Genomic DNA, 13161 nt, shown 5'->3' on the forward strand with positions numbered 1-13161 from the left:
CCAAACCAACGAGCGGACAAGCCACCAGTCACATGATCAACAGCTTTTGTTAGAGCCAGTAAAGCAACTCGGCATCGCGCCGAACGCGGCCATGACACAATCAGAACTGATCCGTGGTCATGTCCGCCGCGGTCGCTGAGGTACCCGATGATGCGCTGTTGCGGCCCATGCTCACCATCTTCTGGGCGAGGCGACTGTACGGACACGTACGGTTCCTGCGTGAACCGCCGCCCAGCGGGCCGCTCCACAGCTCGGGTATCGGAACGTCCAAGCAAACTACCCCTGGCTGGGAGCTCGTAATGGCGCGGATAGTCCTGCGTGACAAGACCGCTGAGGATCGTGGGGAGTGGGTTCCCCGAAAGCCTCCGCTGTCCACGTTCGGTCGGGTGCTGGCCATGATGCTGGCTTTCGCGGGGACGGTCGTATTCGCGGTGGTTCTGGCCCGGCTGACTCTGGAACCCTCGGCAGCATCCGTGCCGCTGACGCACAATAACCTGCGCCCTGGTGACTCCATCCGTGCGTACCTCGCGCAGCCCATGGCTCCTGACACGGTCAAGCAGCTCGGCGGCAATATCGTGATGGGGATACCGTTCGGTGTGCTGTTGCCGGTACTGGTGCCCCGAACGCGAGGACTGCTCCGCGTAGCGGCGGCCACCGCTTTCGTGATGATCTTCGTCGAACTCGTCCAGGGTGCCCTCATTACCGGGCGCGCCTTCGACGTCGATGATGTACTGCTCAACACCACGGGTGCCCTCATTGGTTACCTGCTGATCGGCCGCCGGATGGGTCTCGCAGTGCATCCCCGACGCCGCCACTGGTGGCACCGGGTCACCAAACGCCAGCAGACTGCTCAAGACCCGGCATAGGCGCACTGAGCCCCCTGTTCCGCCGCCCCTCTGGCGCCCCAGGGAGTTTGATCCTCGGGCCCGGCCCCGGGGGTGGGGGCGACGGCGGGATCCTCGGCCGGCTCGCTCCTCGACACGACTCCCTGCCTGTTCGCCGGCCGGGTGCCTGCTGCGCCCGGCCGATCGCCCTACGGTGGGCCCCGCCCTGTGGACGCAGTCCAGCCGCCGGGAGGATGGAAATCTCCTCCCCTCCATTGATCACGATGGGGTCACGGCCGACAGACCTGTAGAGGGTGCACGGCGGGATCAACCCGCCCCAGCTCAAACGGCGGCGACGGTGCCGACTGGCGGTCAGCTCTACACAGCGGGCGCCGTCATCTACAGACTCAAGCGCCCCGACCCCTCACCGGCTTGGTTCGGTTTCCACGAGGCCTTTCACGCCCTGACCATCGCAGCCTTCACAGCGCATTACACGGCCATCTTCCTCGCAGCGACATGACGGTGTACGTAGCGGGCAGAAGTCGAGTCCGGTGGTGCATGTGACCTGTCCGGGTACCGGGCTCGGAACAGGTTTTCCGCGTCTTTCTGGGCGAAGTCCCGAGCGTCATCGAGCAATGGAGGAGTCGTATGACCGTAGGAAGCCCGGACGGCGGGCGGGCCGCTCGTCCTCCCTGGGACGAGAGTCGCCTGGGCAGGGCGATGACTTTGGCGGGGACGCTGGAGGCGGCGGAGGCCGCGGCGCCGGTGGAGTCGCTCGACGTGGTCGCGCGCATGCTCAAGGAGCACCTCGGGGCCGTGTCGGTGTCGTTCCTCATCACCGACTTCACCGGTAGCTCCGTCGTACGGCTGGGAGCGGCCGGCAGCGTAGATACCGACGAACCCGCCCGGCGGATCAAGCTGCGGGGCACCCTGTACGACGACGTCATCCGCACCCAAAGGCCAAGCCTGGAGGACAAGGGCGAGGGCGCGCTGGTGCGGATCGTCGCCCCGGTGACCAACCGCGGGGACGCCATCGGACTCCTCGAACTGTTCCTGCCCGCCGCGCCGGACGAGCAGGTGATGCGGGAGATCGGCGACACCGCGCACGCGCTGGCGTACATCATCATCGCCAACCGGTCCTACACCGACGTCTACCAATGGGGCCGCCGGACCGTTCCGCTGAGCCTGGCCGCGGAGATCCAGCACCGGCTGCTCCCTATGTCACTCGCGTGCGAGGCGGCACAGTTCGCGGTCGCCGGGGCACTGGAGCCGGCCGACCACGTCGGGGGCGACACCTTCGACTACGTCATCGACCGGGACACCGTCCAGCTCTCCGTCACCGACGCCATGGGGCACGACGTCGACGCCGCACTGCTGGCCACCATCGCGGTGGGCGCCCTGCGCAGGGCCCGGCGGGCCGGTGCCGACCTCGCCGAACAGGCCCGCCAGGCCGACCAGGCCATGCGCGAGCACGGTAACAAGGGCTACGTCACCGGCCAGCTCCTGCGCATCAGCCTGATCGACGGCAAGACCGAGTTCATCAACGCCGGGCACCCCTGGCCGCTGCGGATGCGGGACGGCCAGGTACGGGAGATCACTCCCAAAATTGATATGCCGTTCGGCTTCGACGCCCCTCACAGCTATCGGGTCCAGTCGCTGGACCTGCGGCCGGGCGACCGGCTGGTGATGCTCACCGACGGCATGCTGGAGCACAACCCAGGCAGCCTCAACCTGTCCGACCTGATCGTGCGCACCCGCGCGCTACATCCCCGCGAGGCCGCCCGCACCCTCATCGCAGCAATCGTCGACGCCAACGACGGCCACCTCCAGGACGACGCGACCGTCATGTGCCTGGACTGGCACGGCACCAACCACTCCCAGCGGGACGCGGCCACCGGCGCCAACCTCACCGATGCCTCACGGGCGTCAGGAACGGGACGGACCACTCCCAGGCGATGACCCTGAGCGTTTGATGGCGAGCCCGGCCAGGCAGCCGGAGGCACTGAGGCCGCCATCTCGGTGCCGCGCCTGGAGCGCAGCACCATCCGGCTCGTGTCGACGCAGACCAGGATCGCTGACGATGACGTGCTCCTCACCGGATGGTTCCGCGACGCGATCCTCGAGTTCCTGCCCCGCCCCGGCCGGGGTGTTGTCTGATGCCGCCATCTCCGCTGGGCGGAGCAGGCGGAGACGTGCGGTGAGTCGTCCCCTGAGTCTCGCGGTCCGAGGTCACATGGCCTGGCGGCCGGCGGCATCTCCGCTCGGATCGTCGGCGAGTACGACAGTCGCGGTGATCCGCTTGCCCACTGGCTCCCGGTGGACAGCGAAGCTCTGGCACACGGCCATGACAATCTCCAGGCCGTGCTGACCGACCCGCTGTGCATCGGCTGCCTGCACCGAGGGCAGCGTCGTGCTGCTGTCCCACACACTCACCTGGACGGCTCCGCCCTCGACCTCCAGCGTCAGCAGACACGGCCCGTGCGCGTATTTGCGGGCGTTGGTCACCAGCTCGCTCACCACCAGCTGCACCATGCCCATCGCCCTTTTCGACACCGGCAGCCCATGCACAGCCTGCACGGACGCGAGGAATTCACGGGCCATGTCACGAGCCTCAGCGATCCCCCCACTGTCCTCGAACACGGCGGAGACGGCTATCGGACGGTCCATGAGCGGCTCCAGGCCCTCGCCCAGCCGAGCCAGGTTCATACATCCGCCTCTCGTCCGAAGCACCGCTGATCACCGACCCTTTACCCGCGAAACATCAACGCATTCCACGCGAGTCGACCATGTCGAGGTAGGTCCTGGACCGGGTCGCGAGCTTCCCGGTGTAGCAGGCCACTGTCCGCGGGGCCGGGGCACTGCTGCCGGCCACACCCCGCTCACGTTCCTGACCTGGTCGCACGCGGACAGGGCGGTACCGCGGTCCGGGGCCGAACTCGTTGGGATGAATCCACCCGGTTGCCGGAACCCCGCTGTCTGCCGGATCGTCGTGACGGGCATGGATCCGATCCAGGAAGTTCACGTGGCGGAAGCGGGCCAGCTGGTCGTCGACATTGCCGCAGCCGACGACGCGACCGCCCTCAAGTTCCAGGAGGCACTCGCCGGACTGTGGGCGACGTCGACAGAGGAGGGCCCGACCCGGGACGCGGGGCAGGGGCCTTGAGTGAAATTACGAAGCCGCTGGTCAGGGGATCGCCTCAATAGGGGCAGGAAACGCCCCTCCTTGAATATGGGAACGCATCTATCGTATTCGCAGGTCAGCGACTGATGCACGTGTGATAAGGGCTTCTCACACAAGCCACGCTCAATCGGCCACAGCTCCTCGATCGAGAGCTGTGTTCTTGCCGTGGATCTGTCGCACCTCTTCACCGACGAGGGCTCCCATTCGGCTACTGGCGCGGCTCAGTCGCCCTCGCGGGTCGTACCTCCGCCTTCGGCGCAGCTGTGCTCGGCATGGCTCTCCTCACACCCAGTGTTTTCGCCAGCCTCCAACGGCTCATCGTGGCCAGCGGATCCGCGCCCTGCCCGATCGCCCTCGCAGGGCAGCAAGTCGCCAGACGACCGCGAGCCGTCTGACATCGTTTCCTCAGCCGTCGACGTCCGGGCGTGATGCTCCGTCCTCGGGGCCCGGAACGCTGCCGACAAACGCAGAAACCCCGGACAACAAGCCGAACTCCCATGAGATGCAAGATCCCCTGAGCACTCTTCACGAAGGACGTATAGACCCACGCCCGATCCATGATGCTCAACCGCCCCTCCAACGGCCAACCGCTGAAGGGGCGGTGCACTAGATCCGGATTGGCCACCCTGCATCGCTGCGGGTAAGCCTGATCACTGCGCCCGGGTCGGGCCTGAGGTTGCGATCGAGGCTGGCTCGGTAGGGTCGGAAGCGGGTGCATTTTCCTCGCGCTTGCGCAGATCCGTGGTGATCAGCAATCCGGCAGCCACCGCGCCGATCAGGACGATCGCGCCCGCCGACATGCCGGCCGTGGCGAATCCTCGAACCGTCGCCTCGGACACGGATGCCTCGCTTCGCGACTCACCCCGCAGCATGCCGGCCGTGACGGTCATCGCGATCGTGTTGAGCAGTGCCGTTCCGACCGAGCCTCCGATCTGCTGAGAGGTGCTCACGAAGGCCGACACGACCCCGACCTCGCTCGGCGGAACCTTGTTCGTGGCGATGTTGATGCAGGGGGCCATGACCAGGCCCAGGCCCAGGCCGACAAGAATCTGGGTGGGCAGGAGGGTCATGGCGTACGAGCTGTCCGGCTGGAGCCTCCCGAGGTTCAGCAGCCCTGCCGCCGCCAGAGCCATTCCCGGCGCCACCAGCAGACGCGCCGACACGATCGGCATCAGCCGAGGGGTGACCTGCGTGGCGACCAGCACGGTCCCCACGGTGGCGGGGAGGATGGCGAGGCCCGTCTTGAGCGGCGAGAACCCCATGACCTCCTGCAGTTGGTAGGTCAGGATGAACAACAGACCGAACAGCCCGATCATGGTGAGGCCAATGGCAAGGAAGGCTCCCGCGCGGTTACGGTCAGCCAGCACCCGCAAAGGCAGCAGGGGGTTGCGTACCTTGGCCTGAAGTGCGACGAAAACGGCCAGCAGGACAAGTGCGACCGCCAGTAGACCTATGACACGCCCAGAGGACCAGCCCGCAGATGCCGCTTCGTTGAAGCCGTACACCAACGCCACCATGCCGGCGCAGGAGAGCACCCCTCCGAGGAAGTCCACCTTGACGCCCTGCTGGGCAGGCGGGTTCGGCAGGAGCAGAATTCCGCCGATGACGACGACGATCCCGATGGGCACGTTCACGTAGAGGCACCAGCGCCAGTCCAGGTACTCCGTGATTACACCGCCGCCGAGCAGTCCCAGTGCGCCGCCGGCGCTCGCGACCGAGCTGAAGATGCCGAACGCCTTTGCGCGCTCTCGGGGTTCCGTGAACGATGTGGTCAGCAGCGCCAGCGTCGCAGGCATCAGCAAGGCCGCGAAGACGCCTTGACCAACCCGGGAAGCGACCAGGACACCCGCACTCGGTGCGGCCCCGCCCAACGCCGAAGCAGCAGTGAAGCCGATCACCGCGGTCGTGAAGGCACGCCTGCGCCCCAGCAGATCACCGATCCGCCCGCCGAGCAGGAGCAGCCCGCCGAAGGCAAGGGTGTAGCCGGTGACTACCCACTGACGGTCCACGTCCGACATCCCCGTGTCCCGCTGCGCCCAGGGAAGCGCGATGTTCACGATGGTCGTATCCAGCATGACCATCAACTGGGCGAGACCGATGACTGCCAGACCCCACCATCGATGGCGGATCGACCGCTCAGTACCGGCCGATGTCATGTGCACCACTCTTCACCCCTCGTTGATCCGGCCTGCATTGATGCATGGCCTCGAGCAGTAGAGCAGCATAGATTTACGCAGTCAACTTCGTTACTTTGAATTATTTGTTACCAGGTTGCATTTTCTGGCAGACTGTTGAGCATGGTCGAACCCGGAGCCCTGCGAGAGCACCACAGGCAGCGGACACACAGAACGATCTCCGATGCCGCGATCACTCTGTTCCTGGAGCGCGGATTCGATCAGGTCTCAGTCATGGACATCGCCGCCGCTGCCGAGGTGTCCAAACCGACGGTGTTCAAGTACTTCCCGACCAAGGAGGACCTGGTCGTACACCGCTACACCGACTACAAGACGATGGTGGACACCGCCGTGCGCAAGCGGCAGCCAGGCATGTCCCCACTGGCCGCCCTCCACCAGGAGTTCCTGCGCTGCCTGGCCAGGAGAGCACCCGTCACAGGCCTCAACGACCAGGCGCGGATCGTGCGGATGCACGGCCTGGTCTACTCGACACCGAGTCTGCAGGGCCGAGCCGCGCAGTACCTGACGCAGGCGGAGGACGTGCTCGCACAGGTACTGCACCAGGCAGCCGGCACCGGGCATCGTGACATAGGCACCCACCTGCTGGCCTGCCAGGTGATCGCCTCGGGCCGAGTCCTTGCCTACGCCAACTGGCAGCGGATCCTTTCGGGCCATACAGCCGAAGAGGTCAGCGCTGACGCCGTCGCCGACGCCAACCTGGCCTTTTCGCGCCTCCAGGCCGGTCTCGCGGCCACCGCTGCCGAGTCGGCCGACTGACCGGGGCTCACCAGCGGGAACGGGCCAGCTGCAGGGCGCCGATCACCGCGCCGCGCACCATGTGGACCGGCGCGTACAGCTCCTTACCGATCCATCGTGCGGGGTGATCCGTGTCCTTCAGATGCTCCAGCAGAAAGGCGTACCCGCGCTGCGCCGCCCCCTCGGCCCGGCTGTCGCCCGGGGCGGTGGTCCGCAGCAGGGTCTGCACAGCGTAGGCCGTCTCCTCAACGGTGCCGCCCCAGCGTCCGAAGGAACCGTCGTCACACTGGCTGTCGAGAATCCACCCAACGGCCCGGTCGACGGTGGCCCGGTGGGCGGCACCCGCGTGCTCATGGAGCGCCACGGCGCAGCGCATGGTCGAAAAGTACGGCGAGGCATGCCACTTGTCGATCCAGGTGCCGTCCTCCTGCTGCTGGTCCCGCAGCCAGAGTGCGATCCGCTCCATAGCGTCCGCGTAGCGCTCGGCATCCCCGGGCCCCACGCCGAGATAACTGCCGAGTGCGCCCATCACGTGAGCGTTCGTGCTAGTGGAAGGGGTGAACTCAGGGATGGTGGAACGGAAGTGCGTCCCAGCGTCGTACTGCCACAGGTAGGCGGGCTCCTGCGCGGGACCAAGCTGGGCGAACGCCGCCAGGATGATGGCACTGGTCTCGGCCTCGTAGGCAAAACCGGGGGCGGTGGGGGCACCCGTGCGGGCCGTGTCCGACGGCAGCTCGGCTGCGAGCGGGGAGAGCAGGTCCAGGGCGACACCGGCGGTGGCCAGATTGCCCAGGATCCAGGCACGTTCGTAGTACGCGACGGAAGTCATGGCCGGTACCGGGCCGCCCTGGCGAGCCTGGGCACGGCGCAGGAATTCCACGGACGGCGCATAGGCGGGGCCGGGCTCCTCCGCGCCCAGCCAGGCTGCGGTCGCAGCGGCCGAGCACCCAATGACTCCGTCAACCGGCTGCAGATGGTCGGCCTTGACCGCAACGGGGCCGACAATTTCCAGGTAGTGACCCGCGAGGGGGTTGCGCCAGCCGTCCCAGCGCAGTTCGTCGAGGCGGATGTTGTCCATGCCGTTCGGCAGCGGCAGCCGCCGCTCCTGCCTGGCGTTGATGTCTGAGATGAGAGCAGGGACGATCATCATGGCGACGACGGTGTTGGGGACACCCGTGCGGTCGCTCTCCGCAAGCAACCGGCCAGCCGCGTCCAGACCTCGGTCCGCCGCCTGGCGCGCCTCCTGGCGCAGGGGAATGGGCAACTGCACCTGTCCACACGCCGCCAGCAGGGCCTCGGTGGCGCTCAGGGTGGGTACGAGGCTGTAACCGTCCGGGCCGCCCCAGCTGCCGTCCTCGCGCTGACGGGAGAGAAGGAACCGGATCCGCTCCTGGTGACCGTCAAGCCAGGGCACCAAGGTGACCAGTCGGGCCGTCTCGTAAACGGACGGTTCCAGGCCGCCGGTCGGGTCGGCCAGGACATCAGCCACCAGCTGTTCCACCAGGGCTTCGATATCCCCGTGCGGGGGCGCGGGCTGGGTGTGTGTCTGGGCAGGTGTAGCCGTCATACCGTGATCTCCAAGACAGACTCGGAGACGGTGATCTCCTCGATGAGCAGGGACGACGGAAAGGCGCTCGGGTCGGGGGCACCAGGCAGGACGGGGCCGCCCGGGCTGTCGATGATGATCGCCAGGCAGAGATAGGTCGGCTGGTTGAACAGCCAGCCCTTGGGGGTGGTGTCCTCCGGGGTGAAGGTGAGGAACTCGCGTCCGTCCAGGTACCAGGTGATCGAGTCGGGGTCACGTCGCCACAGGACGGTGTACGTGTGGAAGTCCTCGCTGAGCGGACGGCCATTCCCGGTCGTGGTGTTACGTCCGATGCCAAGTGAGGGGATCTGGTGGCACTCCGGGGAGTGCAGGGCGCCCCAGACCGAGTCGGGCTCAGAGCCCAGCACTTCGTAAATGTCGATCTCACCGGCCCGGTACCAGGCCTGCACCGGATCCTCGTCTCCGCGGTGGCGCAGCTGGGTTCCCCAGGCCCACATCGCGCAGTCGAGGCCAGGGCCGGACGCGGTCTTGACGCGAGCGTCGATGCGGAGGGCGCCTCCCGGCCGGGGGACGAAGTCCTCGCGGCGGCTCTCGATCCAGGCGGCCCGGTAACCGCCGTCGGCATCGCGGGTGGCGGTGATACGCAGCCGACCCTCGCCGTCGAGGGTTATGTTTTCCGAGTCATCGGTATGGATCTCGACGCCGGCGCCGAACGGCTGGCCTTCGACCACCATCCACGTGGCGGGGTCGGGCGGGGAGCCCGCGAGGCCTTCGAAGCAGTCCTGCCAGATGGTCCGCCAGGTGATTGCGTCAAGCGCAGACAGGTCAACGGTCCCCACAGGGGTGTCTCCTTCGGTGTCACGTGATTCTCGGGCAACAGGGGTCATGCGGTCGGTTCCATCTGCCCGGTGAGCTGCTCGCACAGGTGCTCGGCCAGCTCGGCAGGGGTCGCGAAGTCGTAGATCGCCGTCGGTGAGAGCTCGATGCCGAGCAGTGCACCGAGCCCGGTGGCCAGTTCGACGACGGTGAGTGAGGCGAAACCGGCGTCGAGGAAGTCCAGGTCAGCGGGGAGAGCGTCAGCGCTCGGGTGGCCCAGGACGCTCGACGCCCGCTCCCGGACCAGATTCGTGAGGCACTCGTGCCGGTCATCCGGCAGCAGTCCTGCCAGGTGTTCGCGCAGCTCGTCCGCGTCACCGGACGCCCTCTGGGTGTCCCGGGCGGGGCTTTCTACGGCAGCCGGGCCGTAGTTGCTGCGCCAGGTCGAGAGCAAGTTTAGGGCTGTGGTCAGTGCGGGCTGCGTGTCGACACCGGCGCCCAGGGCAGTTGCGAACGCGTCGAGGTCGCCGCTCTCCACCGCGTCCCACAGCCGGGCCTCGGCTGCCGCCTGCCCGGCTCCTTGCGTCGTGACAGGGGCGGGCGCCGCGGACGGCAACCAGTAGTGGTCGCGCTGGAAGGCGTAGGTCGGCAGGGCAACCGGCCGAGCGCCCGTACCCGCGAAGATTCCTTCCGGGTCGGTGGGTACACCGGCCACCTGGAGCTGGGCGAGTGCCGAGGCAGCGGCCCACGCCTCGGGCCTGTCCCGGCGCTGGCTGGGGGTGAACAGGGCTCCGGCAGTGAGACTTCCCCTAGCCAGGGCGGCGAGTACCGCATCCGGCCCGATCTCGACGTATGCCGTCACGCCCTGCCTGTCGAGGCAGCCCAGCTGATCGGCAAAGCGCACCGCCGCCCGGGCGTGGCGCGCCCAGTAGCCGGGATCCGCGAGCTGTTCGGCAGTGGCCTCCTCGCCAGTGACGTCGGAGATCACCGGAATGCGCGGCGCCCGGAAGACCAGCTCTTTCGCCACCTGCCGGAACTCGTCGAGCATCCCGTCCATGAGCGGAGAGTGGAACGCGTGGCTGACACGTAGCCGATGCGTCTTACGGCCCAGGTCCGTGAAGCGCGTGGCGAGGGCCATGACCTGCTGCTCCAGGCCCGAGACGACAACGGCGGAGGGGCCGTTGACGGCGGCGATGCTCACTCCGTCGGTGAGTAGCGGGGACACCTCGCTCTCCTCGGCTTGGAGGGCCACCATGGCGCCTCCCGTGGGCAGTTGCTGCATCAGCCGGCCGCGGGCTTCGACCAGCCGAACTGCGTCGGCCAGGCCGAACACGCCGGCGACATGAGCCGCGGCGAGTTCGCCGACGGAGTGGCCAGCGAGCACATCGGGCCGTACACCCCAGGACTCCCACAGCCGGTACAGCGCGACCTCGACGGCGAAGAGGGCAGGCTGCGCGTAGGCGGTGCGGTCCAGCAGACCGTCCGTCTCGTCACCGCCGGGAAGTTGCCCGAACATCACGTCGCGCAGGGGGTGTTCGAGGTAGGCGTCGAAGTGCGCACAGATCTTGTCGAGGGCTTCTGCGAACACGGGGTGGGCCGCGTACAGCTCCCGCCCCATACCTCGCCGCTGGCTGCCCTGGCCGGAGAAGACGAATGCCGTCCTGCCTGCGGGGCGAGCGACGCCCCGGACGACGTCCTGTCCGGTTTCTCCTCGGGCGAGCTTTTCGAGGCTTTCGAGAAGCTGCGTGCGGTCTGCGCCCAGGACCGCCGCGCGGTGCGGGAAGGCCGTACGCGTGGTGGCCAGCGAGTAGCCGATGTCGGCGGCGCCGAGCTCCGGCGTGGCGGTGAGGTGCTCCCGCAGGCGTGCGGCCTGCGCGCTCAGGGCGTGCTCGGTCTTGGCGGAGAGCAGCCAGGGCAGCACGCCGGGCGGGGCGTGCTGGGCCTCCTCGGTCGACTCGGACACCGGTGCCTGCTCGATGATCACGTGTGCGTTGGTACCGCTGATACCGAAGGACGACACGCCGGCACGGCGCGGGCGCCCCGTCTCCGGCCATGCCTGCTCCTCCGTCAGCAGCGAGACCGCGCCCGACTCCCAGTCGACATGCCGTGACGGTTCGTCCACGTGCAGAGTCTTGGGCAGGACGCCGTGCTCCATCGCCATGACCATCTTGATCACACCCGCCACACCTGCGGCGGCCTGCGTGTGGCCGATGTTGGACTTCACCGAGCCGAGCCACAGTGGGTGTTCCGGGTCGCGGTCCTGCCCGTAGGTGGCCAGCAGCGCCTGCGCCTCGATCGGGTCACCCAGCTTCGTACCCGTACCGTGCGCCTCCACCACATCCACCTCAGCCGCCGACAGACCGGCATTCGCCAACGCCTGCCGGATCACCCGCTGCTGCGACGGACCATTCGGAGCCGTCAGACCATTGCTCGCACCATCCTGGTTCACCGCCGAACCACGAATGACAGCCAGCACGCTATGCCCGTTGCGCTCAGCGTCCGACAGCCGCTCCAACAGCAGCATGCCCACGCCCTCGCCCCAGCCCGTACCGTCCGCCGCATCAGCAAACGCCTTGCACCGCCCATCCGACGCCAGCCCCCGCTGCCTGCTGAAACCGATGAACGTGCCCGGTGTGGCCATCACCGTCACACCGCCGGCCATGGCCAGGGTGCACTCGCCGCTGCGCAGCGACTGGGCCGCCATGTGCAGCGCGACCAGTGAAGACGAACACGCCGTGTCCAGCGTCACGGCCGGTCCCTCAAGGCCGAGATGGTAGGAGACCCGGCCGGACACGACGCTGCCCGCGGCGAGGTCAGTTCCGTAGTCGTGGTACATCACGCCCGCATAGATGCCCGTGCGTGTACCCCGTACGGAGCTGGGATTGATCCCGGCCCGTTCGAACGTCTCCCAGGAGGTCTCGAGCAGCAACCGCTGCTGTGGATCCATTTCCAAGGCCTCACGCGGCGAGATCCCAAAGAAGCCCGGGTCGAACTCGCCTGCGTCGTAGAGGAAGCCGCCTTCGACCGAGTACGTCGTTCCGGGATGGTCCGGGTCTGGGTGGTAGAGCCCTTCGACGTCCCAGCCCCGATCCGAGGGAAATTCCGCGATGAGGTCGCTTCCCTCGGACAGCAAGTGCCACAGTTTCTCGGGTGTGGCTGCCCCGCCCGGGTAACGGCAGGCCATGGACACGATCGCGATGGGGTCGTTGCCGACTGCCGGTGCGGCGGTGCCTGCCTTTGTCGTCGCTTCGAGCCCGGAGGCCGAAGTGAGGACATGGCGAGCGAGTGCGTCGGGAGTGGGATGGTCGAAGATCAGCGTGGCGGGGAGGCGCAGGCCGGTGGCGCCTTGCAGCCGGTTACGCAATTCGATCGCGGTCAGCGAGTCGAAACCGAGTTCAATGAAGGGACGTTCTGCGTCCACGGCGGCAGGGTTTACATAACCGAGGATCGCAGCCACGCTCTCGCGTACGACCAGCAGAGCGAGGCCATGCCGCTCCGCAGCGGCGAGTCCGGCGAGCCGTGCGGCGAAGGAGTCCTCCCCGACTGCAGCGTGCGCGGCCGCGCTGCGAGGCGCGGGGACGGGAACGAGGCTGCTCAGCAGAGCGGGGACGTCGGCGGCAGACTTACGCAAAGCGGTGATGTCCAGGCGCATCGGCAGAAGCTGGGCGTCCTGAGTGGTCCAGGCGACGTCGAGGAGCGCGAGGGCCTCCTGGGTCGACAGCCCAGTGACACCTGCACGTGTCATGCGGTCGCGGTCAGTCTGGGAGAGTGCGCCCGTCATGCCGCTCTGTTCATCCCACAGTCCCCAGTTGAGGGAGACGGCTGGCAGGCCCTGAGCGTGGCGGTGGTGCGCCAACGCGTCCA

Annotated in this window: 9 protein-coding genes and 1 pseudogene; 5 read left to right on the forward strand and 5 right to left on the reverse strand. The window is 67.6% G+C overall.

Translation table 11 applies throughout. The annotated features are described in order from the left end of the window. The first annotated feature begins 299 nt into the window (after positions 1–299). From IEY89_RS39155 to IEY89_RS39165, 3 genes and pseudogenes are all read left to right on the forward strand, one after another. Positions 300–866, forward strand: a complete 567-nt coding sequence (locus IEY89_RS39155) for a VanZ family protein (RefSeq protein WP_229695705.1) — start codon at positions 300–302, stop codon at positions 864–866. Between the two features lie 316 nt (positions 867–1182). After that, a pseudogene (locus IEY89_RS39160) lies at positions 1183–1344 on the forward strand (hemolysin III family protein); the annotation flags it as partial. A gap of 200 nt (positions 1345–1544) precedes the next feature. Continuing rightward, on the forward strand, positions 1545–2783 hold the full coding sequence (locus tag IEY89_RS39165) for a PP2C family protein-serine/threonine phosphatase (RefSeq protein WP_189152306.1): 1239 nt from the start codon (positions 1545–1547) through the stop codon (positions 2781–2783). A 270-nt stretch (positions 2784–3053) separates the two neighbouring features. On the opposite strand, the gene IEY89_RS39170 is transcribed toward IEY89_RS39165, so the two are convergent. Next, positions 3054–3530, reverse strand: coding sequence for an ATP-binding protein (locus IEY89_RS39170; RefSeq protein ID WP_189152299.1), 477 nt, complete (start codon positions 3528–3530; stop codon positions 3054–3056). A gap of 292 nt (positions 3531–3822) precedes the next feature. Between IEY89_RS39170 and IEY89_RS39175 the strand changes: the two genes are divergently transcribed. Beyond that, positions 3823–3987: a DUF6207 family protein gene (locus IEY89_RS39175; RefSeq protein WP_268240804.1), complete on the forward strand. Its 165-nt coding sequence runs from the start codon at positions 3823–3825 to the stop codon at positions 3985–3987. Positions 3988–4655: 668 nt separating this feature from the next. Here the strand turns inward: IEY89_RS39175 and IEY89_RS39180 are convergent. After that, positions 4656–6161 carry an MFS transporter gene (locus tag IEY89_RS39180; RefSeq protein WP_189152300.1) on the reverse strand — a complete coding sequence of 502 codons (1506 nt, stop codon included), beginning with the start codon at positions 6159–6161 and terminating at the stop codon, positions 4656–4658. A gap of 141 nt (positions 6162–6302) precedes the next feature. On the opposite strand from IEY89_RS39180, the gene IEY89_RS39185 reads away from it, so the two are divergent. After that, a complete protein-coding gene (locus IEY89_RS39185; RefSeq protein WP_189152301.1) occupies positions 6303–6956 on the forward strand; it encodes a TetR/AcrR family transcriptional regulator in 654 nt (217 codons plus the stop codon). Positions 6957–6963: 7 nt separating this feature from the next. On the opposite strand, the gene IEY89_RS39190 is transcribed toward IEY89_RS39185, so the two are convergent. From IEY89_RS39190 to IEY89_RS39200, 3 genes are all read right to left on the reverse strand, one after another. Then, positions 6964–8502 carry a prenyltransferase/squalene oxidase repeat-containing protein gene (locus IEY89_RS39190; protein ID WP_189152302.1) on the reverse strand — a complete coding sequence of 513 codons (1539 nt, stop codon included), beginning with the start codon at positions 8500–8502 and terminating at the stop codon, positions 6964–6966. Next, positions 8499–9320 carry a glycoside hydrolase family 16 protein gene (locus IEY89_RS39195; protein WP_189152303.1) on the reverse strand — a complete coding sequence of 274 codons (822 nt, stop codon included), beginning with the start codon at positions 9318–9320 and terminating at the stop codon, positions 8499–8501. The genes IEY89_RS39190 and IEY89_RS39195 overlap by 4 nt, the downstream gene beginning before the upstream one ends. 44 nt (positions 9321–9364) lie before the next feature. Further along, a partial coding sequence (locus IEY89_RS39200) for a type I polyketide synthase (RefSeq protein ID WP_189152304.1) occupies positions 9365–13161 on the reverse strand: 3797 nt, incomplete at its 5' end.

The organism is Streptomyces lacrimifluminis (assembly GCF_014646095.1).
GTDB lineage: Bacteria > Actinomycetota > Actinomycetes > Streptomycetales > Streptomycetaceae > Streptomyces > Streptomyces lacrimifluminis.